At 44.4% G+C, this 20,813-nt stretch carries 28 protein-coding genes, 1 tRNA gene and 1 other RNA gene; 22 read left to right on the forward strand and 8 right to left on the reverse strand.

The window, feature by feature from the left end; all coding sequences use genetic code 11:
* From lapB to infA, 16 genes are all read left to right on the forward strand, one after another.
* Nucleotides 1-1,185 carry a lipopolysaccharide assembly protein LapB gene (lapB, locus tag E8Q33_RS00705; RefSeq protein WP_247869848.1) on the forward strand — a complete coding sequence of 395 codons (1,185 nt, stop codon included), beginning with the start codon at nt 1-3 and terminating at the stop codon, nt 1,183-1,185.
* Nucleotides 1,182-1,532: an arsenate reductase (glutaredoxin) gene (arsC, locus tag E8Q33_RS00710; RefSeq protein ID WP_136552167.1), complete on the forward strand. Its 351-nt coding sequence runs from the start codon at nt 1,182-1,184 to the stop codon at nt 1,530-1,532. Before lapB ends, arsC begins: the two co-directional genes overlap by 4 nt.
* A 9-nt stretch (nt 1,533-1,541) precedes the next feature.
* Entirely contained in the window at nt 1,542-2,135 is a 594-nt protein-coding gene (wrbA, locus tag E8Q33_RS00715) for an NAD(P)H:quinone oxidoreductase (RefSeq protein WP_136552169.1), read from the forward strand.
* The gene (locus tag E8Q33_RS00720; protein ID WP_136552171.1) at nt 2,132-2,497 is read left to right on the forward strand and encodes a DUF2069 domain-containing protein; all 366 of its coding nucleotides are present in this window, start codon (nt 2,132-2,134) and stop codon (nt 2,495-2,497) included. Before wrbA ends, E8Q33_RS00720 begins: the two co-directional genes overlap by 4 nt.
* Before the next feature lie 44 nt (nt 2,498-2,541).
* On the forward strand, nt 2,542-2,766 hold the full coding sequence (locus E8Q33_RS00725; protein WP_069296826.1) for a hypothetical protein: 225 nt from the start codon (nt 2,542-2,544) through the stop codon (nt 2,764-2,766).
* Between the two features lie 93 nt (nt 2,767-2,859).
* Complete coding sequence (locus E8Q33_RS00730) at nt 2,860-3,663, forward strand: biotin--[acetyl-CoA-carboxylase] ligase (protein WP_136552173.1); 804 nt, start codon at nt 2,860-2,862, stop codon at nt 3,661-3,663.
* Complete coding sequence (locus E8Q33_RS00735) at nt 3,660-4,499, forward strand: type III pantothenate kinase (RefSeq protein WP_136552175.1); 840 nt, start codon at nt 3,660-3,662, stop codon at nt 4,497-4,499. The genes E8Q33_RS00730 and E8Q33_RS00735 overlap by 4 nt, the downstream gene beginning before the upstream one ends.
* Nucleotides 4,500-4,521: 22 nt before the next feature.
* Nucleotides 4,522-4,612, forward strand: a tRNA-Ser gene (locus tag E8Q33_RS00740).
* A 246-nt stretch (nt 4,613-4,858) separates the two neighbouring features.
* An RNA gene (ffs, locus tag E8Q33_RS00745) (signal recognition particle sRNA small type) lies at nt 4,859-4,955 on the forward strand.
* Between the two features lie 41 nt (nt 4,956-4,996).
* A complete protein-coding gene (dnaX, locus tag E8Q33_RS00750; RefSeq protein WP_136552177.1) occupies nt 4,997-6,772 on the forward strand; it encodes a DNA polymerase III subunit gamma/tau in 1,776 nt (591 codons plus the stop codon).
* An 18-nt stretch (nt 6,773-6,790) separates the two neighbouring features.
* Complete coding sequence (locus tag E8Q33_RS00755) at nt 6,791-7,099, forward strand: YbaB/EbfC family nucleoid-associated protein (protein WP_069295715.1); 309 nt, start codon at nt 6,791-6,793, stop codon at nt 7,097-7,099.
* 9 nt (nt 7,100-7,108) lie between these two features.
* The gene (recR, locus tag E8Q33_RS00760) at nt 7,109-7,708 is read left to right on the forward strand and encodes a recombination mediator RecR (protein ID WP_136552179.1); all 600 of its coding nucleotides are present in this window, start codon (nt 7,109-7,111) and stop codon (nt 7,706-7,708) included.
* 31 nt (nt 7,709-7,739) lie between these two features.
* The gene (locus tag E8Q33_RS00765) at nt 7,740-8,918 is read left to right on the forward strand and encodes an EAL and HDOD domain-containing protein (protein WP_069295713.1); all 1,179 of its coding nucleotides are present in this window, start codon (nt 7,740-7,742) and stop codon (nt 8,916-8,918) included.
* A gap of 3 nt (nt 8,919-8,921) precedes the next feature.
* The gene (aat, locus tag E8Q33_RS00770) at nt 8,922-9,647 is read left to right on the forward strand and encodes a leucyl/phenylalanyl-tRNA--protein transferase (protein ID WP_136552181.1); all 726 of its coding nucleotides are present in this window, start codon (nt 8,922-8,924) and stop codon (nt 9,645-9,647) included.
* Nucleotides 9,637-10,350: an arginyltransferase gene (locus E8Q33_RS00775; RefSeq protein ID WP_136552183.1), complete on the forward strand. Its 714-nt coding sequence runs from the start codon at nt 9,637-9,639 to the stop codon at nt 10,348-10,350. The genes aat and E8Q33_RS00775 overlap by 11 nt, the downstream gene beginning before the upstream one ends.
* Before the next feature lie 48 nt (nt 10,351-10,398).
* A complete protein-coding gene (gene infA, locus E8Q33_RS00780; RefSeq protein ID WP_009726411.1) occupies nt 10,399-10,617 on the forward strand; it encodes a translation initiation factor IF-1 in 219 nt (72 codons plus the stop codon).
* A gap of 41 nt (nt 10,618-10,658) precedes the next feature.
* On the opposite strand, the gene E8Q33_RS00785 is transcribed toward infA, so the two are convergent.
* On the reverse strand, nt 10,659-11,144 hold the full coding sequence (locus E8Q33_RS00785) for a disulfide bond formation protein B (protein ID WP_084002966.1): 486 nt from the start codon (nt 11,142-11,144) through the stop codon (nt 10,659-10,661).
* A 70-nt stretch (nt 11,145-11,214) separates the two neighbouring features.
* Between E8Q33_RS00785 and E8Q33_RS00790 the strand changes: the two genes are divergently transcribed.
* Nucleotides 11,215-11,727: a zinc ribbon-containing protein gene (locus E8Q33_RS00790; RefSeq protein ID WP_069295709.1), complete on the forward strand. Its 513-nt coding sequence runs from the start codon at nt 11,215-11,217 to the stop codon at nt 11,725-11,727.
* Nucleotides 11,728-11,729: 2 nt separating this feature from the next.
* On the opposite strand, the gene E8Q33_RS00795 is transcribed toward E8Q33_RS00790, so the two are convergent.
* The 4 genes from E8Q33_RS00795 to E8Q33_RS00810 are packed head-to-tail and all read right to left on the reverse strand — an operon-like array spanning nt 11,730 to nt 14,872.
* Entirely contained in the window at nt 11,730-12,908 is a 1,179-nt protein-coding gene (locus E8Q33_RS00795) for a cupin domain-containing protein (protein ID WP_136552185.1), read from the reverse strand.
* On the reverse strand, nt 12,905-13,504 hold the full coding sequence (locus tag E8Q33_RS00800) for a histidine phosphatase family protein (protein WP_136552187.1): 600 nt from the start codon (nt 13,502-13,504) through the stop codon (nt 12,905-12,907). The genes E8Q33_RS00795 and E8Q33_RS00800 overlap by 4 nt, the downstream gene beginning before the upstream one ends.
* Before the next feature lie 37 nt (nt 13,505-13,541).
* Nucleotides 13,542-13,946: an NfeD family protein gene (locus E8Q33_RS00805; protein WP_247869849.1), complete on the reverse strand. Its 405-nt coding sequence runs from the start codon at nt 13,944-13,946 to the stop codon at nt 13,542-13,544.
* Between the two features lie 2 nt (nt 13,947-13,948).
* Nucleotides 13,949-14,872, reverse strand: a complete 924-nt coding sequence (locus tag E8Q33_RS00810) for an SPFH domain-containing protein (RefSeq protein WP_069295705.1) — start codon at nt 14,870-14,872, stop codon at nt 13,949-13,951.
* Nucleotides 14,873-15,002: 130 nt separating this feature from the next.
* Between E8Q33_RS00810 and E8Q33_RS00815 the strand changes: the two genes are divergently transcribed.
* Nucleotides 15,003-15,647, forward strand: a complete 645-nt coding sequence (locus E8Q33_RS00815) for a CsiV family protein (protein ID WP_136552189.1) — start codon at nt 15,003-15,005, stop codon at nt 15,645-15,647.
* On the opposite strand, the gene E8Q33_RS00820 is transcribed toward E8Q33_RS00815, so the two are convergent.
* The gene (locus E8Q33_RS00820) at nt 15,621-16,355 is read right to left on the reverse strand and encodes an S-methyl-5'-thioinosine phosphorylase (protein ID WP_136552191.1); all 735 of its coding nucleotides are present in this window, start codon (nt 16,353-16,355) and stop codon (nt 15,621-15,623) included. The two genes, E8Q33_RS00815 and E8Q33_RS00820, sit on opposite strands and share 27 nt — an antisense overlap.
* Nucleotides 16,352-16,888 (reverse strand): hypoxanthine-guanine phosphoribosyltransferase, encoded by a 537-nt coding sequence (locus E8Q33_RS00825; RefSeq protein ID WP_069295702.1) that lies wholly within the window; start codon nt 16,886-16,888, stop codon nt 16,352-16,354. Before E8Q33_RS00825 ends, E8Q33_RS00820 begins: the two co-directional genes overlap by 4 nt.
* A 70-nt stretch (nt 16,889-16,958) precedes the next feature.
* Between E8Q33_RS00825 and E8Q33_RS00830 the strand changes: the two genes are divergently transcribed.
* From E8Q33_RS00830 to E8Q33_RS00845, 4 genes are read left to right on the forward strand one after another with little or no spacing between them, the layout of a single operon-like run.
* Nucleotides 16,959-17,879: an ABC transporter substrate-binding protein gene (locus E8Q33_RS00830; protein WP_136552193.1), complete on the forward strand. Its 921-nt coding sequence runs from the start codon at nt 16,959-16,961 to the stop codon at nt 17,877-17,879.
* Complete coding sequence (locus E8Q33_RS00835; RefSeq protein ID WP_069295701.1) at nt 17,869-18,645, forward strand: ABC transporter ATP-binding protein; 777 nt, start codon at nt 17,869-17,871, stop codon at nt 18,643-18,645. Before E8Q33_RS00830 ends, E8Q33_RS00835 begins: the two co-directional genes overlap by 11 nt.
* On the forward strand, nt 18,642-19,604 hold the full coding sequence (locus tag E8Q33_RS00840) for an iron ABC transporter permease (protein ID WP_069295700.1): 963 nt from the start codon (nt 18,642-18,644) through the stop codon (nt 19,602-19,604). Before E8Q33_RS00835 ends, E8Q33_RS00840 begins: the two co-directional genes overlap by 4 nt.
* 39 nt (nt 19,605-19,643) lie before the next feature.
* Nucleotides 19,644-20,252, forward strand: coding sequence for a DUF882 domain-containing protein (locus E8Q33_RS00845; RefSeq protein WP_245652075.1), 609 nt, complete (start codon nt 19,644-19,646; stop codon nt 20,250-20,252).
* 59 nt (nt 20,253-20,311) lie between these two features.
* Here E8Q33_RS00845 and E8Q33_RS00850 read toward each other — a convergent pair whose 3' ends face one another.
* The gene (locus E8Q33_RS00850; protein ID WP_069295699.1) at nt 20,312-20,725 is read right to left on the reverse strand and encodes a hypothetical protein; all 414 of its coding nucleotides are present in this window, start codon (nt 20,723-20,725) and stop codon (nt 20,312-20,314) included.
* Nucleotides 20,726-20,813 lie beyond the last annotated feature (88 nt).

Raw genomic sequence — 20,813 nt, forward strand, 5'->3', positions numbered from 1 at the left:
ATGATGATGCAATGGTTATTTTTGTTATTACCGGTCGCGGCATTATCCGGTTGGATTTTGGCCAAGCGACATTATCAACGCCATCCCCAAAAGCACGTTAAAGCTTTCAATCCAGAATATTTCAAAGGCTTGAACTACCTTCTTAACGAACAACCCGATAAAGCCATTGATGTGTTTATCGGCTTACTTGAAGTAAATAGCGAAACTGTCGAAACGCATCTGGCCTTAGCCAATCTGTTCCGTCGTCGCGGTGAAACTGAACGCGCGATACGTATTCATCAAAACTTAATCGCCCGGCCAAGCTTGCATGGCGAACAACGTTTGCAAGCCATGGTGGAATTAGGTCTGGATTATATGCATGCAGGTGTATTAGACCGTGCCGAGCATCTTTTTTTAGAATTACTACAGCAACCAAATCCGCATCCGCAAGCAGCAAAACAATTAATGCGTATTTACCAGCAGGAAAAAAAATGGGCTCAAGCGATTGAGATGGGCAAACAGATTGATACCAGTAAAACAGGTCAGGTCAGACCTTTGATTGCCCAATTTTATTGTGAGCTGGCAGAGCAACATGCCAATCAAGATAGACATGAAGCCTTTACCATGCTGAAACAAGCGTTATTTCAGGATCCGAATTGCGTTCGGGCGAGTCTGCTTGAAGCCAGGCTTTACCTCACAATCAACCAACCACGTAAAGCTCTTGATGCGTTGCAAAATATCGAACAACAAAATCCTGCATTTCTCTCAGAGGCTTTGCCCTATTGGCATAAGGCATATCAGCAGCTCGCAGATCTACCCGCATTAAGGGACAAGTTATCTCAATTGATTACCCGCCATCCCAATATGACCTCAGCCCGAATTATGCTGACAAATATTATTGCAGAGCTAGAAAGCTCCAAGGCTGCCCAACAATTTCTTTACGAGCAATTACATCATCACCCTTCAGTCGAGGGCCTACATACCCTGATTAAATTGGGTGAAAACAATCAAATTGCACTGATTCCGTTGATTGATCGCATCACCCGTACAATGGTGGAAAAAGGTGATCGCTATACCTGCAAAAACTGCGGTTTCTCTGGTAAAACCATGCACTGGTTATGTCCGGGCTGTGCCAAATGGGGTACGGTCCGGCCAACTGAAATTCATCTTACCGCCTTGGAAAAACTACTGGATTCAGCTTCATGAGTAAAATACGCATTTATCACAACACACGCTGCAGCAAATCACGTGAAACCTTAGCATTATTGGAAAACGAGCAACACGATATTGATATTATCGATTATCTGAAAACACCTCCGACACCAGACGAGTTAAACGTGATTTTGCAACAACTCAAGATGCGCCCCAGGCAATTATTACGCTCTAAAGAAACGCTGTATAAAGAGCTAGAGCTTGATAATGACAAATTATCTGATAAACAGTTGATCGAAACCATGTGTGCCAACCCTAAACTTATTGAGCGTCCCATCGTCATTAAAGATAATCAAGCCATTATTGGTCGGCCACCTGAAGCCGTATTAAATATCCTTTGAGAACCCAACATGCATGAGATTTTGATCCTCTATTACAGCCAGTCCGGTCAGGTTAAAGCCATGGCAGAACAAATTGCCCGAGGCGTGGAAAAACACCCGCAATGTATTGCCAGAATTCGGACCGTGCCTAAAGTTTCTAGCGTGTGTGAAGCTACTGAAGAAGCTATTCCTTCCTCTGGGCATCTTTACGCGACCGCAACTGATTTACAGGAATGTGCCGCTCTTATACTCGGTAGTCCAACGCGCTTTGGGAATATGGCGTCAGCACTGAAATATTTTATCGACAGTACCAGTGATAGTTGGTTATCCGGCACATTAAGTGGCAAGCCTGCAGCAGTGTTTACCTCAACCGGCAGTTTGCATGGTGGACAGGAATCAACATTGTTATCGATGATGTTACCGCTGTTACATCACGGCATGGTGATAAGCGGACTGCCTTATACTGAAGCGGCATTAATGACGACACAAACAGGTGGAACGCCTTATGGTGCTAGCCATTTTGCTGGTGTAGATAACAAACTATCACTGAGTCAGGAAGAAATTGACCTTTGCCAGGCATTAGGCCTGAGAGTGGCAGAACTCGCAGTAAGGCTAGCCAAATGAATTTAGTTCGAAACCTTAGAATGATTTCGTTAATCAGTTTTTTTGGACTGATGGTTACTTTATTAATTTGGATTTTAATCGCTGAACACAGTGAAAACTTTCCGGTAGCCGCCTGGCTTATCATTGGTGTTATGCCTTTATTGTTTCCAATGCGAGGTATCCTTTACGGTAAAACTTACACCCACGCCTGGGCCAGTTTTTTGATGTTGTTCTATATCGCGCACGGTATCGGCGAGCTTTACAGTCGTGATGCCATTATCTGGTATCCGTTATTTGAAGTGATATTCAGTAGCAGTTTTTTTATAGCTGCGAACCTCTATATTCGTGCCTTTGCAAAATTGCGAAAGAACGCACAGACTTAATCCATGAATAGTGTTGAAATGATTGTGAATTTTAGGGGGTTCAAATGAGCACAATTCCAGCCATCCAATCAGCTTTTCAAGGCATTCAGAGTGGCATGCAAAGCATGAATAAAAATGCTTTTGCGGTAGCCAGCGAATCCACCAAAGGTGGTGATATGGTGACCCCATTAGTAAATATGAACAGTGATAAATTTCAAGTTCAGGCTTCTGCTAAAGCATTACAAATTAGCTCCGACACACTGGGCACATTGCTCGATATCAAAGTCTAAATTTAACTTTCTTTGATTCTATTCTAGGTAATACTGGCGAAAAAAAGACATTTGACGCTACACTATAGTCGTTACTGACTACGAAGCCCTATTTTGAGTTTACCCCCATACGTTGCGCTCAACGAAACCAGCATCCGCGAAGCGCTTAGTCCCGATGTTCTTCAACAAATTGATAGTCTTCAGGTTTTCTCTGAAGTCACTTCGACCAATGATATTCTCTGGCAACAATCGCAAAGCGGAATTAAAGGTATTGCCATATGTATGGCTGAAATGCAGACCGCTGGTCGCGGACGTCGTGGAAGCCAGTGGCTTTCCCCTGCTACGGGCAATATTTATCTGTCAATAATGCGTCCGCTCAATGTCGAATCGTTACGCAATGGCCTGAGCATCGCGATTGGCATTGCTCTAATCAATACTCTTCATGAGCTGGGGATCGAAGACTTACAACTGAAATGGCCTAATGATGTTTTACATAAGCGGCGTAAACTTGCAGGAATTCTTGTAGAATCACGTTACGGAAGCCAAAACTACGTTACCGTCGGCATCGGCTTGAACCTCTCACTACCGGACAATATACAGACTGCCATCCCTCAGCCTATTATCAGCCTTGAGCAACTTTGTAACCCGCTCCCCTGTCGCAATCGGCTGGCAGCCAAAATAATTCAAAATATGATTGAAACTTTAGAGCTATTTTCTCATCGTGGTCTTAACGACTTTTTGCCGTTATGGCCGCAATATGATGCCTTGCATAATCAAGCCATCAATATCATCAGTGAAGACGGTCAATTTACCGCGCTTGCTTGTGGTATCAACGAACAAGGTGAATTACGTTATATGCGCGACCAGCAAGTTGCTTACTTGTCCAACAGCCACCTCAGTATCAGGTTTGCTTCATGATCTTATTAGTCGATATTGGTAATAGTCAGATTAAATGGACCACCATACAATCCAAAGTCTTGGCTGAATCACAGAACTTCGCCCGACCTAAGACAGGCATCAAAGCAGCCTTGAACAAAGCCTGGAAATCTCTAGAAGAGATCGAAGCTGTTTTTGTCAGCAATGTAGCCGGTGAGAAAATAGCAACTCAACTCATCGACTGGATCGAAAAACAATGGCAACTTACACCTGTATTTGTTCAAAGTGAGAAAAGACGTTTTGGTGTCACTAATGCTTATGATCAGGCCGAGACCTTGGGTGTTGATCGCTGGTTAGCAATCGTTGCCGGTCGCCAGCATGCCAGAGAAGCCACTTGTATTATTGATTGCGGCACCGCGATTACTGTCGACATTGTCACTGAAAAAGGTATGCATCAAGGTGGGTTAATTCTGCCTGGATTATCCCTGATGAAACAAATGCTCACCGATAACACGGATGCTTTAAATGATGTGGCGCAGGAAAGTGAGTTTAAATTATTGGCAAGCAACACTCACAGCGCCATTCAAGCTGGAACGCTGTATATGGTGACCGCTACTTTGGAAAGCCTCATCAATGATCTGCAACAAAATTTCAAAAATGAAATTCGCTTTTTGATTACTGGTGGTGATGCAAGTGAGTTAATTCCGTTACTTCCTCAACCACTTAATCATGAGCCGGATCTCGTGCTAAAAGGATTGGCGCAATACGCCAGACAAACTAATCAACGTCAGCAGAATAAATCCGCAAAAGAAACAGAATCGTCGACAGATGAAAATACTGAAGAAGATTCACCAGCATTGCCAGAAACCACGAACTGAGATAAGCTTTCGCCCCCTTATAGGAGAACTGGCCGAGTGGTTGAAGGCGCACGCCTGGAAAGTGTGTATAGGTTAATAGCCTATCGAGGGTTCGAATCCCTCGTTCTCCGCCAATTAAACCAATGTAACTAAATTAATTTTAATTCAATTAGTTACGCCAAGAACATCTTAAGCAAAACACCACCTCTTTATACCAATCGATTTACCCTCAAGTCATGCCCTAAATAATCTTTTGCGCATGTATATGTTGGTCAGTTTATTTTCATACGTTGCCTTCTCTAAATTTCTCGTTTTTTATTGGCTTGATGCATGGCACTAAAGTCAAAAAAAGCATAGAATAGCCAACTCTATGGTGGCCCAGCCGGTCTCCTCGCGACGATATGTTGGTTACCACGTCAGGCCCGGAAGGGAGCAGCGCAGCCATCGGACTCGGGCGCCGAGATTGGGCTGGTTTGGGTCACCACCCTTATGACCACATTGGGTATCTGACAAGCTACATGAGTTATCTGGTACTGGCCCGCAAGTGGCGCCCCAAAAAATTTGCCGAAGTAGTCGGCCAGCAGCATGTATTACGCGCGCTGATCAACGGTCTCGATCAAAATCGTTTGCATCATGCGTTTTTGTTTGCAGGCACTCGTGGGGTGGGCAAAACAACCTTAGCAAGAATCTTCGCTAAATCTCTCAACTGTGAACAAGGCATCAGCTCAACCCCCTGCGGTGTATGTAACAGCTGCATGGAAGTCGACAGTGGACGTTTTGTAGATTTGATTGAAGTGGATGCCGCGTCGCGCACCAAAGTCGATGATACCCGTGAGTTACTCGATAATGTTCAATACGCGCCAAGTCGCGGAAGATACAAAGTCTATCTGATTGACGAAGTGCATATGCTGTCTACCAGCAGTTTTAATGCCTTGTTAAAAACGCTGGAAGAACCCCCTCCCCACGTTAAATTTTTGTTTGCCACCACCGATCCGCAAAAACTGCCGGTAACGATTTTATCGCGCTGTTTGCAATTCAATTTGCGGCGACTGGATATCAAACAAATCGCTGACCATCTGGCATTTATCCTGCAGCAAGAAAACATTGAGTTTGAAGTTGAAGCATTAAACCAGATTGCTTTTGCTGCCGACGGCAGTATGCGGGATGCGTTGAGCCTTCTTGACCAAGCGATTGCTTTTGCTGGTGGAATGGTAACAGCTGAAATTGTCAGCCAGATGCTGGGCAGTGTGTCACAGCAACAATTGATTCAGTTACTCGAAGCCTTTGCAGCCAAAGATGCCAAAGCACTGCTGGCACATACTGACGAACTGGCTTCCTTAGGTCGTGATTTTGTTGTGGTACTTGATGGCTTGATGACCAGTCTGCAGCGCATTGCAACAATCCAATTGATTGCAGATGCAGAATCGCTTGACCAGCAAGATGACGCGGCTTTACAGAAGTTGGCTAATATTTTCAGCACGGAAACGGTGCAACTGCTATATCAGATTGCCTTGCATGGTAAACGCGACATGCCTTACGCGGCTGATCCACGTAGTGGTTTTGAAATGACCTTGTTGCGGATGTTGAGCTTCCAACCACAAGCGGTAAATGCCAATTTGGGGCAGCCCCCCGTAAAAAAGCCGCAAGCTGACTCCAAATCAGTGCCTGCAATGGCACCTGAACATGCGACTGTAAAATCAATTCCAACAGCCAATTCTCCAGAAACCACCATTAATCGTACAACTGAATCAGTACCGCAAACCATTGCTAAACCTCCATCGGACATAGCACCATTGGAAATCAATGAGGCTCCGGTTGAACATCCAACGGATTCTATAGCTTTAAATAAACCTGAAAAAACGGCAGTAGAGTTATCGGGAGCAGACTCTGCAGAGCAGCTTGTCAGTTTAACAACGGCAAACTGGACGGCTTTGATTGCACAGTTAAAACTTTCTGCTTTTGCCAGACAACTTGCCGATCATTGTGCTTTTATTCGTACCGATAAACATAAAATTTATCTTTCAGTTGCCCCAGAATTACAACATCTGACTAATGAAAAATCAGTGGCTAAATTACAAGCTGCAGTCAGTAAACAGCTAAATGTGGAAGTCATACTGGTGTTTACGGAAGCAACAGACACGGAAAATGTGCCAACACTGGCTGCAGAACGTGCGCAACAAGCTGCCGAAGTTCAACAAAATGCGGTGGATGCCATACACAATGATCCGGTAGTTGAGCAGATCAAAAATGCATTTAATGCCCGTATAATCGACACAACAATTAAACCCTTATAACTTTAAAAAGGATCTCCTATGAAAGGTGGATTAGGTAATCTGATGAAACAGGCCCAGCAAATGCAGGCCAATATGCAAAAAGCCCAGGAAGAGCTGGCCCAAGTAGAAGTTACCGGTCAGGCGGGTGGTGGCATGGTGCAAATCACTATGACTGGCAAACATGATGTAAAACGTGTGAGCATTGAAGACAGCCTGTTTCAGGATGATAAAGACATGCTTGAAGATCTGATTGCCGCAGCAGTTAATGATGCGGTGAGACAAGTTGAGAAAACGACTCAGGAACGTATGGCCGGTATGATGCCTCCCGGCATGAAAATGCCTTTCTAGTTCAAAAATATGGCTACTCTCGGACCCAGTATTGATCAATTGATTCAGGCTCTGCGCTGTTTACCCGGCGTAGGTCCTAAATCAGCCCAGCGAATGACATTTCATTTACTGGAGCGTGACCGTAGCGGTGGCGAACATTTGGCTGAAATGTTGAGCAAAGCATTGGCGAATGTAAAACATTGCCAGCGTTGCCGAATATTAAGTGAATCTGATATTTGCAGTCGTTGTAGTGACAATTCCCGCCGCCAAGATCAACTGTGTATTGTGGAAATGCCTAGTGACGTTATAGCTATTGAGCAAGCAACAAATTATAAAGGCCAATATTTTGTGCTGACTGGTCATTTATCACCGCTAGATGGTATTGGCCCTGAAGCGCTCGGCATACCCGCTCTGATTGAACGGTTCGAACAAAAAACCGTCACTGAAGTTATTCTGGCGACTAACCCTACTGTTGAAGGACAGGCAACAGCGCATTACATCAGCGAATTGGCTCGGGCAAGAGACATTTATGTGACGCGTTTGGCACATGGTATTCCATTGGGGGGTGAACTTGAGTATGTTGACAGTGGTACACTTTCTCATGCATTTTCTGGAAGAGAAACCTATTAATCAAACCTAATTTTTAAAAGAGCGGATTTACATGACGGAAATCTACACGGCATACGACTCACTAAAACACTTTAACGGTCTCATTCACCGCCAGCCGTTGTTTATTTCCAAAAAACTTGATGTGGATAGCTACCATCTGACATTTCTCGATACCAACGGTAATACGCTGGATGAGGATGCGCCAGTTCCTGAATTCCTATCGCAGCTCTCTGACATTCTGCAAGCGATTAATCACAATCAAAAAACCTTATTAACTATCCCGGCATCCTGGCAACAAGCACTTTTTGATTATTCAATGCCCGGTATTGATCTGATCATCGAAGCAAATGAAAAATCATTATCCAAACCGGCGTCTACGCATGTCAGCTACGCTGCTAACGCAACATCTTCCGTCGGTGAAAGCCAAACCTTATTGATTGATTTAGATGTATTTTCTGCAGACGAGTTATCCGCAAATTTACCGAAATGGCGTCAACAGCATGCCGTCTTATGCGCGTTAAATGTGAATGCAGCCAACCAATTCAGCATGTGCCAATTACACAATATTGATTTGTTGCAGGGTTTTTTCTATACCTTGCCCGACACCAGTTTTGATAAAAAAATCGCTCCCGCTGCTCAAACTTTAATGGAATTGTTAGTTAAGTTACAGGACCCAGAAGTTGAGGTTGATGAACTGGCTGAAATCATTAATCAAGATGTTGCTTTAAGCTATAAACTGCTGCGTTTAATCAATTCTGCTTTTTTTGGTCTTCCTCGTGAAGTTGGTAGCACTCGACAAGCCATTGTGATGCTGGGCCAAAACAAAATCAAAACCTGGGCCAGTCTGCTATGCCTGTCTGGACTCGATAACAAACCTAATGAGCTACGCACTACCGCCATGATTAGAGGACGAATGTGTGAATTGCTAGCAAAATATTACAAAGGTCATGCCGATGTGTTTTTTGCTGCAGGCCTATTTTCTACTCTTGATGCATTGATGGATAAACCGCTTGAAGTGTTATTGCAAGACTTGCCGCTAAGTGAAGAATTGCACTCCGCCCTGCTGCTCAAAGAAGGTGTCGCTGGCATGGCACTCAATCAGGTGTTGAATTATGAGCGCGGCAACTGGTCCGCAATTGATTATTCTATTGTGAGTGCTGATGCACTGTTGGCTGCATACCTTGATGCACTTTTCTGGGCTAAAGAACTTACTTTACAATTGAATGATTAATTAATGGCTATCAGCTGGTTAGGTATATCTGCCGATAGTCCATTCCCACCAGTTGACCAAGCCACCTCTCACGGCTTATTGGCTGCAGGTGGCGATTTATCTCTCACTCGGTTGTTGAATGCATATCGACAAGGGATCTTCCCTTGGTTTAATGCATATGACCCCATTTTATGGTGGAGCCCCAATCCACGTATGGTCTTTCAAACAGATAATCTGCATATCAGTAAAAGTTTAAAAAAAGCGCTACGGCAGAAACCTTTTCATATTACATTTGACCAAGATTTCGAAGCTGTTATGCAGGCCTGTGCGGCCCCCAGACAAGCAAAAGTACCAGCTGAACAACATGAAACCTGGATCCATAACGAAATGATTGCGGCCTATACAGCACTACATCAGGCCGGATATGCACACAGTGTAGAGTGCTGGCAGGATGAACAGCTGGTTGGTGGTATTTACGGTGTATCCATAGGCAAAATGTTTTTTGGTGAATCCATGTTCAGTTATCAAACAAATGCTTCTAAAATTGCGTTAGTTGCCCTTGCCCGACAGCTTAAAATGTGGGGATATCCTTTGATCGACTGTCAGGTTTATTCTGAGCATTTGTCGCGTCTTGGCGCAATGACCCTGCCCAGAGAAAGCTTTGTTCGCCAAGTACAGCAGTTGTGCTCCTTACCCGGCCAATCAGGCAACTGGCAAACCATCACATCACCATTTAACTATGAGCCTTGATTTTTATCAGGACAGACCGCATGCCTGTTCATATCTTGAAGACCGGCTGGCGCGAAATATCTATCCCGACCCACTCCGTCCGTTGACCAACGCACTATACAGTCAGCTCATCCAACACGGATTCAGACGAAGTGGTGATCACGTATATCGTCCATTTTGTCCGGCATGTGATGCCTGTGTTCCGGTCAGAATAGACGTAAATAATTTTCAGCCGAACCGCAGCCAACGACGATGTTTACGTGATAATAATGATGTGTATGTAAACATCACACCAGCCATTTTTAATGCTGAGCACTATGATCTTTATCAACGCTATATCGCACATAGACATGCTGGTGGTGGAATGGATAATCCCAGTAAAGAAACCTATTTGCAATTTCTCACCAGCAGCTGGAGTGATACAGCATTTATCGAATTTAGAACCCGGCACAAATTGCTTGCGGTAGCCATTACCGATTTTATCACCGATGCCGCGTCAGCATTTTATACTTTCTTTGATCCCGACTGTTCCGCAAGAGGCTTGGGTACCTTGGCTATTTTGAAACAGGTCGAATTATCTAAACAACAAAATCTATCCTGGCTATATTTAGGCTATTGGATCGGTGATAGTCCTAAAATGCGTTATAAGAGCCGATTCTCCGCTTTACAACAATTTGACGGGCAATGGCGCAATTTTGATAAAAAAGCTTTGAATAATCAGTGATTTTACGGCAAAATGGATCTTTTAATAGTTTGGTAAATTAAGACCTGTATGGCAAAAGAAGATCATATTGAATTCGAAGGCACTGTAATTGACACGATGCCTAATACTACTTTCCGCGTTGAGCTGGAAAACGGTCATGTTGTAACAGCACATATCTCCGGCAAAATGCGTAAAAACTATATCCGCATCCTCACTGGCGACAAAGTAACTGTTCAATTGACTCCCTACGATTTAAGCAAAGGCCGCATCGTCTATCGTGCCCGTTAATCCAATATAGTCTAACGCCAGCTTAGTTATTCAACTTCAGTTTATTGCTGCCGCCAGGCAGCTAAAATTGCCAAGCCGAACATCCCCACAAATGTAAGCAGCGTCCATGCAGGAATACTGAGGCTCAGAAATGTCCATGAAACCTCGGCGCATTCTCCAGAACCTCTTAACACCAAAGATAATGCATCGGTCAGCGGAAAGTTTTCCATAATAAAGCCCATTCCTGGTCCGCAACTTGGTACTTGATCAACCGGAAGGTTCTGCAGCCAGACATGTCTTGCTGAAACCGATGCTCCCAATAAAGCCGATAAACTGATCAACCCTACATAAATTCTGGTTCCTGTTCTGGCCGGATTATGAATGGCCGCTATCAGGAAAAACACCCCGGTAACCATCACTAACACACGTTGCAAAATGCATAATGGGCATGGCTCCAACTCCATCACATGTTGCATATATAGAGCAGCCAAAAATAAGCTGAAACAAAATAAAAACCCGCCAAACAATAGCTTGCGTGTTGTGATCAAAACGGTTTCCTCCGTTGGATTAATGTGTGCTAAGTTAACCTAAAAACCGCATCAGATAAAGGGTTAAGTCATGTCAGATAATAACTTCGAAGAAAAGTTCGCCGCCGCCTATGACAAAATGATGGAACGCATTCATCACTTTTTTGATGATGCTGAAGCGAATGCTGTTCCCACACTTAAGCAGCGGATTGAATTGGCAAAACTTCGTGCAATTGAACTACGAGAAGTGACCGCAGAAGAAGCTGATAAGATTGCCTATTATGTCGAGCGGGATTTACAGGATGCAGCAGAATATCTTGAAACCACAGGAAAAGAATTTTCAACCTGGTTTAATTTCGATTTACAACTCGTAGAAGAACGGCTTTATGAATTATTTGCTTCAGTTGCCGATCGGACCCGTCTGGAACTCGGCCAATTGGCTAATCAAGCACAAATGGCCCAGCAGTATCACACTGGGGAAATTACCGGCATCGGCACATTAGTGTGTAATTCTTGTGGCACAGAAATGCACTTTAAAAAAACCGGCCGCATTCCACCTTGTCCGAAATGTCACCATACTGAATTCAAACGGCAGACTAAATAAACTCAGGCAAAATCTTCCGGCCAGTACCAGGCACCCTCGGCAATCAATTCACAACAGATATCCATTAATTTTGGGAAATTGCGTATAGATTGCCAATCAGTTTGATGGATTTGAGCTTTAGTGGTTAGCCACGGAAGCTGTTCCACGGCGGCAAGCTCAACGTTATAAGCTTCCCCTGCCACAAATATATATGCTCCTGCTGAATCATTATGCCAAGCGAAACGTAAATACACGTTGCGTTGCAAATACTCACCCGTATTAAAGCGTTCATCCACTTCAACTAATGACGGTTTATCGGTTACAAACTCTTCTGCTAAGTCCTGTAAAGTTGATTTAGTTTCAGTCACCAGCCGCCCAACCGCCAAAGCAATTAAACCTTGATTATCACTTATGGTTTCGATCAGTAAATTTTGAAAGCGCTGGATTGCACTGCCATCAATTTCAGTTGCAGAGTGAATAACGTCCACATCAGCATCCGCATAAAGTTGTTCAGCAACATCCTGTTCTAACAAAGTGTGACTGAAAGCATCAAGCAACTGTAATTGGGATGGGGCTCTGAATCCTATCGAAAAGGTCAAACATGGATTTAAAGCTACGCCATGATGAGCAAAGTGAGGAGGCAGATAGAGCATATCACCCGGCTGTAATTTCCAATCATGATCAGCTGAAAACTGCTGCAGTATGCGTAAATCAGTATCATCTCTGAAAGTTGCATTAATTAACGGCTTATCACTGATTTGCCAATGGCGGGTTCCCTGAGCTTGTAACAGAAATACATCATAACTGTCGGTATGTGGCCCGACCGATCCACCTTCAGGCGCGTAACTAATCATCAAATCATCGCGGCGCCAGGCCGATAGAAACTCAAATGCTGTTAGTAATTGCTGTAACGGTGGATGATGTTTATCCATGTCCTGAACTAGTAACGTCCAATGCGTATCAGGCAAATCCGCAAAATCTTCGTCGTCAAATGGACCGTGACGCAGTTGCCAGGGCTTTTCACCGAATTCTTCAATCAAGCGCGATTCGACTTCTGCCTCACTGGCAAACGCTGCAAGATCATCTGGGCTAAGATCACTGACTGGCAAAGGAAAAGCCTGCCGGATCACTAAGGGTTTCTTTTGCCAATATTCATCGAGAAACTGTTGCTGGCTGAGACCGGTATTAAAAAACCCTGTCATGGCTTGCCTGCGTGAAACTGTAACTGCGGATAGAGTCTCGGCCCTTCGTTGTATATCACAATGCGACTAATCGCAGCGTAAGGCACTTGGATACGAAACATAGCCTCTAATGGCATTGCCAATATCTCAGTGAGAATGACACGTATCACACCGACATGAGCGACCAACAGAATATGTGTATCGCTATGGGATTGCACTAGTGCTTGCCAGGCGTGCTGAATGCGCTGTTGAAACGCCAAAAGCGATTCTGCATTAGCTGGAGTATTGTTAATTGGATCATCATAAAAAGCATAAAATGCTGCTTTATGATGTTGTTCCAATTCACTGGCAGTTTTACCTTCCCAATCACCAAAACCTATCTCGGTAAATTGCTTATCTAGTTGCAAGGGAATGGCATGATTATCGGCCAGCTCTTTGGCAAAATCCGCACAGCGAGTTAAGGTCGAGCTGACAATGTGCTGCCAGGGTGTGACATTTGCAGTAGCAGATCGCATTTGCTGCCAACCCAGCTCACTTAACGGATCATCAAGCTGCCCACGATAACGCATTCCGCCCTGGGGTTCTCCATGACGCATTAAATCGATCACTAAAGCCATTGTTAACCAATAATTTCAACTTTAAGAATAACGTTATCTACAGCGATAACTTGAACACGAGTACCGGTCGGCAATCGGGACCATGTACTTTCCAGGTGGAATCATCGAGGATGACTTTTCCCTGCCCATTCACAATCGGATTGGTCAGCGTAAGAATCCGACCGACATGTTGTTCACCCCGCCGATTGAGTAATGGCTCATCCGTTGCGATGGGATGTTTGACGTAGTATCTGCGCCACAATACGATACTTAACACTGATAACACAGCAAACATTAACCATTGGAACTGCCAGGGAATCGCTGGAAATAACAGCAACACCAGGCCAGTGATAAATGCTGCAATGCCTAACCATAAGGCAAAAAAGCTTGGCAAGATGATTTCAAGTGTTATTAACACCACTGCCAAAACCCACCAATGCCAGAAATCAACGATAAACGGCATAATTACTTCTCTTTACCGATGAAGGCTTCCTTGGCGAGCTCAGTAATACCCGCCAATGAACCAATTACGCTACTCGCTTCCAGCGGCATCATGATGATTTTGTGATTGTTGGCACTGGCCATATCTTTAAGTGCTTCAATGTATTTTTGTGCAACAAAGTAGTTCACCGCCTGAACATCACCTTGTGCAATGGCTTCTGAAACCATGGTTGTGGCTTTAGCTTCAGCTTCCGCTAAACGTTCACGGGCTTCGGCATCTCGAAATGCAGCTTCACGTCTACCTTCAGCGTCCAATACTGCAGCTTGCTTTTCACCTTCTGCTCGCAAAATTTCTGATTGACGATGACCTTCGGCTTCAAGAATATTAGCGCGTTTAATCCGCTCTGCTTTCATCTGACGGCCCATGGCTTCAATCAGATCGGCGGGTGGTTCAATATCCTTGATTTCAATACGGGTGACTTTAATTCCCCATGGTGTGGTTGCGTCATCAACTACCGTCAATAATCTTGTATTGATTTCATCACGTTTGGAGAGCAATTCATCCAGATCCATTGATCCCATAACAGTACGCACGTTAGTCATGGTTAAATTCAATATTGCATTATCCAGTCCGCTGACTTCATAAGCGGCTTTTGCAGCATGAATAACTTGATAAAACACTATACCATCAACCCGAACCATCGCATTATCCTTAGTGATAATGCCTTGCGAAGGCACGTCCAAAACCTGCTCCATCATATTAATGCGTGCGCCGATCTTATCAATCACTGGCACAATCAGATTTAAACCTGGTCGCAATGTTTTGGTATAACGACCAAAGCGTTCAACCGTATATTCCCAACCCTGATCGACTGACTTGACGCCCATTAAAACAAGGACAATGGCCAGTACCAGTACCACGATGACAAATAGCGAAAAACCTTCCATTACTCTGCTCCATTGCGACTTTTGATGTTCATTTGATGATACCAGCAAAGTACATCAAACGGGTGGATCTTGGACTTTTTCGGGTTAGCGTAAGACAATAGCTACATTCGTTATCCGGGACTGCTTTTTTATGAAATTTCTGAACCTAACCAACAGCATATTATTTGTCGGTTTAATGAGTATTGGCGTCGGCGCACAGGCGCAACAGTGGTACCACGTCGAGCTGATCGTGTTCGAAGTTCTTAATCCCTCTGATAACGAACAATCACCTGCATTTACGCTACAAGATCCCGCTCCGTTGAGTGTTGGTATGGCAAATAAAGCGATTCAACCGGCAGAAAATAAAAATCTCGGTGATATTGCCCAGCGCTTGCGCAATTCAGCTGGCTATCGGGTAGTGAGTCATCAGTCCTGGCAACAAGCGGTAGGAAATCGCAATCGTGCTCAAGCAGTTGCTATTGAGTCAGATCGGGTGAAAGGACAGGTACGTTTTCACATTGCAACCTACCTGCATGCCAATCTGGATTTATGGTTGCAGGATGGTGTACGGTCGGTTGAAAGTGATTCATTTCATACCTTGTCTCAACCACGTTTAGTGGAATTACGCCGTATTCGCAGTCGACAGGTGCATTATTTTGATCACCCGCGATTCGGGGCCATTTTACAGCTGATCCCAGTTTCAACTCCGGATCAGGTGTTATCCAATATGACCGGCCCGGAAACTATTCCTTACCGACTGAGGGTGAAGCTACAACAGCGGAATAACACATTTTAATAAACGATGAACCTGGCCCATTGTTGCCTCCATAGTTTCCAAGATGGCTTCGATAGTCAACGGATGTGAACTTAAACCAGCGGCCTGATTAGCTACAACCGCAATACTGGCATAGGCAATATTTAACTCTCGAGCAAGCACAGCTTCCGGCATCAAAGTCATGCCCACCATATCGGCGCCATCGGTTTTTAATCTGCGGATCTCGGCAGCGGTTTCCAGTCGCGGCCCTTGAGTAACCGCATAGACGCCGCCATCAATCACCAACATTTCTTCAATATTGGCAGCCAGTTGGATTTGCTGACGCAAGGTTTCATCAAATGGATAAGTGAAATCAATATGTTTATCCGCTGAAAAATCCTCACTGGCAAAACTGGATTCCCTTCCGCAGCTGTAATCAATCAATTGATCAGGCAAAGCGATCGTTCCAGGCTTATATGCTTCGGTAATGCCTCCAACAGAGGCGACGGCAAGAATTTGATCGACGCCTAACTGATGCATCGCCCAGATATTGGCCCGATAATTTATCAAATGTGGCGGAATGGTATGATGCTCGCCATGCCTTGGTAGAAACGCGACGTCTTTACCCGCAAACTTACCAATCATTAATGGTGCTGATGGTTCACCAAATGGCGTTTCACGCTGCATTTGCTCTTCAAGAACTAAGCCGTCTAACTGACTTAAACCACTACCTCCAATCAATCCGATCATGATGCATTCTCCTTGATTGCAAAAATACCGGGGGCATTGCGCAGATAGCCTTTGTAATCCATACCAAACCCAAAAACGTAGCGATTTGGAAGTGATAATCCTATATATTCCGGCGGTATACCATGCTTGTTGCCATGTTGTTTATCAGCTAAAACCAAGGTCTTAACCGAAATGGCTCCGGATTGCTGACAGAATTCTCTTAGGGCGGCTAATGTGAAGCCTTCATCGTAAATATCATCAACTAATAAAACATGCCTTCCATGCAGTTCAATGCTTGGTTTTGCACGCCAATCCAACGTTCCGCCAACAGTTTTATCGCCATAGCGAGTCGCATGAATGTAATCGGTTTCCAGATTAAATTGCAGCTTGGGCAATAGATGACCCATGGTCATCACCGCACCATTCATCACACACAGTAATACTGGGTTTTTATCCACATACTGCTGATTCAACTGAGAGGCCAGTTGTTCAAGACTTTCGTCGATCGCCTGCAACGTAAATAAACACTCTGCCTGCTGCATTACCTGATTCATGCGTTTTACCTATCTGTATGTATCAACATCAGTCAGTATAATAGGCTGTTTTGGTCACAGGGAAGCCAAAATGGCACGTTTTTGGCCGATTCTGCTGTTTATCGCGGTATTTACTTTTGTCTGGTTGCAGCCTGAAAAAACGTTGCAAGATAGCAGCGTGGCCACGCTATCTCCACCTCAGCGGATCATTAGCTTGGCTCCCAGCATTACAGAAACACTTTTTGCAGTGAATGCCGGAGATAAGGTGGTTGCCGTAACAGATTATTGTCAATATCCCGCACAAGTGAAAAATTTACCCAAAGTTGGCGGCTATCTTGACCCGAATCTGGAACAGATTGTTCGGTTAAAGGCTGATATGGTAATCCTGCTGGAACGCCAACATGCGCTGAAAAAACAGCTACAACAACTAGGAATTGCCACCTTAAGTATCGATAATTCCAGCCTGGCCGGTATTCGTCGCAGCATCATCGATATTGCCGCTGCAGTAGGACAAACTACTATCGCTGAGAAGCTGATTAGTGATTTTGATAGTCGGCTTGACGCGATTCGCCAAAAAGTTGAGGGTCAGCCAAAACTCAATGTTTTAATAGCCATTGCCCATAGTTCAAACACCAATTATTTGGATAAAGTCTATATCGCCGGGCAACAGGATTTTTATAATGATTTATTGCCATCCGTTGGCGCCACCAATGTCTATCGAGGCACACGACTGCGAGTTCCTGCGCTGTCTACAGAAGGGCTGTTAAGGCTTAATCCAGAAGTTATTATCGATATTTTCCCCGATGCAGAGGTGTATTCACCGGATATCACTGCCCTTCGGCAGCAATGGCAGCGACTGGATAAAATCAATGCTATTAAAAATAATCAATTACATATTATTCAGGCGGACTATGCTGTAATTCCTGGGCCCAGGATTATTCAGTTGGCTGAACAGCTGGCGCAGATATTACACCCTCACCTAGACTGGGAACAGGTGAACCATGTTGATTAACGCACAAGATATCTCCGTCAAAACTTCTGATAAAAGACTTATTGAATCAATTAGTTGCAATGTGAAGCAAGGTGATTATCTGTGCATCGTTGGACCAAATGGTTCGGGTAAAAGCACCTTCCTGAAAACATTGATCGCGATTTTGCCGATTCACAGTGGCAAGCTAATGATTGATGGTCAGCCAATCTCCCAGTATCGCCACAAAAAGCTGGCAAGACTTATCAGCTACGTACCACAAAGCGGTGGCAACCATCTGACCTTTACGGTTGATGACTATGTGCGGATGGCAAGATATAGTCATCATCATGTTTTTTCAGAATGGCAGGCTCATGATAATGAGGTGGTAGAAAATGCCCTCAACATCACTGACTGCCAGCCATTTCGTTACCGTAAAATGTCGACCTTAAGCGGTGGCGAATGTCAGCGGGTTATGATCGCTGCTGCTTTGGCGCAGGATACACCGGTATTGATCCTAGATGAACCTACCGCATTTCTGGATCCGCATCATCAGGTCGCGGTGCATCAACTTATCCGCAAACTCAATCAACAGCATAATAAAACCATTATTGAAGTCACCCACGATATCAATCATGCCGCGCAGCACAGCAAACATGTATTGGCATTACTCGATGGAAAATGTCTGTGGCATGGTCCTGCTGAACAGTTTTTAAATGCCGAGCGGTTACAGCAGCTTTACCAGCAAGCGTTTGTTTTTGCCAAACATCCGCATCATGATCGACTGATTGCTGTGGCAGATGAATCATGAGCATAAAACTTAAACTCATCGCATTAAGTCTGTTTACCGTTCTGGTGGTAATTATCAGTCCGTGGCTGGATTTTTCAGCGGCTAGTTCCCCGGAAATTCAGCAGATGATCATCTATGAGTTGCGGATCCCAAGGGTGTTATTTGCATTTACTGCTGGCTGTGGTCTGGCATTGTGCGGCATGGTATTTCAGGCAATGTTTCGCAATCCACTGGCCACACCATTTACCCTGGGTGTGGCCAGCGGTGCTTCGTTAGGTGCAGCGATTAGTGTCTATACAGGTATCAGTTTTACGATTTTAGGATTAAGTGCCACCAGCCTTAGCGCCTTTGCCGGAGCCTTAATAGCCATCAGTTTTGTTTACAGTATCAGTCGGTTTCGGTTTGGTTTTTCTGGCGAAACCTTATTGTTAACTGGCGTTGCTATCAGTTTCTTCTTTTCCAGCCTGATATTGTTTATTCAATATCTCAGCAACGTTGCCGATTCATTTCAAATTATCCGCTGGTTGATGGGCAGTTTAACGGTGGTGGGTTATCAGGAATTAAAGCAGCTATTACCTTTCGTTACACTGACGGCAGTAGTGATTATTTTTCTGAGCCGCGAGCTGAACCTGTTAATGGCCGGTGATGAAATAGCCACAAGTCGAGGCGTTTCGGTGAAATACGTACGCTATGCATTGTTCTTTGTTACTTCGTTGTGCGTGGGAGCTATCGTTGCCTTATGCGGGCCGATTGGCTTTGTCGGTATGATGGTGCCGCATATCTGCCGATTGATTATCGGCGAAGATCATCGCTATCTGATACCGGCGACATTGCTTTTTGGCGGCAGCTTTCTGGTGATTTGCGATACGCTTGCCAGATTGGTCATTGCCCCTGCAGAATTACCTGTCGGCGTTATTACTACCTTACTGGGCGGACCGTTTTTCTTGTGGCTTTTGATGCGATATAAATCTCAGCATTAATTTAACGAAATAGTTAACTACTGTTGTAATGCGCAATTTATGCTTAAACATTCTGTAGCTGGTATTGATATGACTGATTCTGAAAACCGTTTAACTGACGCAATTCTGCAAAGAACCTTTAGCAGACGCGAAATATTACGTTATCTGGCTGCCAGTGGGGCCATATTAATGATGCCCGCGGCATGGGCAAATCTGCCTAAAGAAGCCCCTCGCCAGCTGTCGCTTTACAACTTACATACAGAAGAAAAACTTAAAACCACCTATTGGGAACAAGGTAAATATCTGCAAGATGGGCTGGCAGAAATTAATTATCTGTTACGCGATCATCGGAGCGGCGAACACACCGATATGGACCGGCAATTGCTGAATTTAATGTTTCTTTTGCAGCAAAAGGCTCAAAGTAAACAAGCCTTTAATATTATTTCCGGTTATCGCTCCCCCGCCAGCAATGAAATGTTGCGTAAGAGCAGTACAGGTGTTGCTCAAAAAAGTCTCCACACACTTGGCATGGCGGTAGATTTGCGATTACCAGGGGTAAAACTCGAAGCATTGCGAGATATGGCGATCAGTCTGCAAGGTGGTGGTGTCGGTTTTTATCCAAAATCCGACTTTATTCACATTGATACCGGGCGAGTTCGCCAGTGGTAATCCAGAGCTTGTTTATCTTTCAGCTAATAACAGAGGTGGTGATGAAAGATAAACAGACCCTAGCCCTCAGCAATTTCCTGCATCAATAACTTTGCTTGTTGGTAAAAATTCGCCATCTGATTTTTATACTGCTCGCTAAATTGTTGATGATGCAGTTGCATTTTTTTATGCAGTTTTCGCAACTTATCGTGAAACGCCCGTTGCTTTTCTAAATCAATATAACTGTCACAGCTGGACATACAATTAGGGTCAAGCCCACATTCATAGCGGTTGATGGTTTCTTCATGTTGCATGATTAATCCAACATGTTGATCAAGCTTGGCACTGTGTTCGGGCAGGCTACGTTCAAGCTTGTGTAAAATAGCAACCAGGCGTTGAGTATGATGTGTCCAATAATCCGCATCGGCCAACCAGCGAAGATGATCAGCGCGCCACTGTTCGCTTTCTTGTTTGAGTTGTTGCAATTCATCCATTTCACACCTCAATGTGTTGATTGGTAAAGTCATTTCTTGCTTGTAAGGCTTGCTATTAACTAAGCATACACGACCCAACAATATCCCT

The sequence above is a fragment of the Methylophaga sp. SB9B genome, assembly GCF_004832235.1.
Taxonomy (GTDB): Bacteria; Pseudomonadota; Gammaproteobacteria; order Nitrosococcales; family Methylophagaceae; genus Methylophaga; species Methylophaga muralis.

Coding starts and splice junctions, on each gene's coding strand:
- lapB (WP_247869848.1), top strand. CDS start 1: ATGATGATGCAATGGTTATTTTTGTTATTACCGGTCGCGGCATTATCC.
- arsC (WP_136552167.1), top strand. CDS start 1,182: ATGAGTAAAATACGCATTTATCACAACACACGCTGCAGCAAATCACGT.
- wrbA (WP_136552169.1), top strand. CDS start 1,542: ATGCATGAGATTTTGATCCTCTATTACAGCCAGTCCGGTCAGGTTAAA.
- E8Q33_RS00720 (WP_136552171.1), top strand. CDS start 2,132: ATGAATTTAGTTCGAAACCTTAGAATGATTTCGTTAATCAGTTTTTTT.
- E8Q33_RS00725 (WP_069296826.1), top strand. CDS start 2,542: ATGAGCACAATTCCAGCCATCCAATCAGCTTTTCAAGGCATTCAGAGT.
- E8Q33_RS00735 (WP_136552175.1), top strand. CDS start 3,660: ATGATCTTATTAGTCGATATTGGTAATAGTCAGATTAAATGGACCACC.
- dnaX (WP_136552177.1), top strand. CDS start 4,997: ATGAGTTATCTGGTACTGGCCCGCAAGTGGCGCCCCAAAAAATTTGCC.
- E8Q33_RS00755 (WP_069295715.1), top strand. CDS start 6,791: ATGAAAGGTGGATTAGGTAATCTGATGAAACAGGCCCAGCAAATGCAG.
- recR (WP_136552179.1), top strand. CDS start 7,109: ATGGCTACTCTCGGACCCAGTATTGATCAATTGATTCAGGCTCTGCGC.
- E8Q33_RS00765 (WP_069295713.1), top strand. CDS start 7,740: ATGACGGAAATCTACACGGCATACGACTCACTAAAACACTTTAACGGT.
- aat (WP_136552181.1), top strand. CDS start 8,922: ATGGCTATCAGCTGGTTAGGTATATCTGCCGATAGTCCATTCCCACCA.
- E8Q33_RS00775 (WP_136552183.1), top strand. CDS start 9,637: ATGAGCCTTGATTTTTATCAGGACAGACCGCATGCCTGTTCATATCTT.
- infA (WP_009726411.1), top strand. CDS start 10,399: ATGGCAAAAGAAGATCATATTGAATTCGAAGGCACTGTAATTGACACG.
- E8Q33_RS00790 (WP_069295709.1), top strand. CDS start 11,215: ATGTCAGATAATAACTTCGAAGAAAAGTTCGCCGCCGCCTATGACAAA.
- E8Q33_RS00795 (WP_136552185.1), bottom strand. CDS start 12,908: ATGACAGGGTTTTTTAATACCGGTCTCAGCCAGCAACAGTTTCTCGAT.
- E8Q33_RS00800 (WP_136552187.1), bottom strand. CDS start 13,504: ATGGCTTTAGTGATCGATTTAATGCGTCATGGAGAACCCCAGGGCGGA.
- E8Q33_RS00805 (WP_247869849.1), bottom strand. CDS start 13,946: ATGCCGTTTATCGTTGATTTCTGGCATTGGTGGGTTTTGGCAGTGGTG.
- E8Q33_RS00810 (WP_069295705.1), bottom strand. CDS start 14,872: ATGGAAGGTTTTTCGCTATTTGTCATCGTGGTACTGGTACTGGCCATT.
- E8Q33_RS00815 (WP_136552189.1), top strand. CDS start 15,003: ATGAAATTTCTGAACCTAACCAACAGCATATTATTTGTCGGTTTAATG.
- E8Q33_RS00820 (WP_136552191.1), bottom strand. CDS start 16,355: ATGATCGGATTGATTGGAGGTAGTGGTTTAAGTCAGTTAGACGGCTTA.
- E8Q33_RS00825 (WP_069295702.1), bottom strand. CDS start 16,888: ATGAATCAGGTAATGCAGCAGGCAGAGTGTTTATTTACGTTGCAGGCG.
- E8Q33_RS00830 (WP_136552193.1), top strand. CDS start 16,959: ATGGCACGTTTTTGGCCGATTCTGCTGTTTATCGCGGTATTTACTTTT.
- E8Q33_RS00835 (WP_069295701.1), top strand. CDS start 17,869: ATGTTGATTAACGCACAAGATATCTCCGTCAAAACTTCTGATAAAAGA.
- E8Q33_RS00840 (WP_069295700.1), top strand. CDS start 18,642: ATGAGCATAAAACTTAAACTCATCGCATTAAGTCTGTTTACCGTTCTG.
- E8Q33_RS00845 (WP_245652075.1), top strand. CDS start 19,644: ATGCTTAAACATTCTGTAGCTGGTATTGATATGACTGATTCTGAAAAC.
- E8Q33_RS00850 (WP_069295699.1), bottom strand. CDS start 20,725: ATGGATGAATTGCAACAACTCAAACAAGAAAGCGAACAGTGGCGCGCT.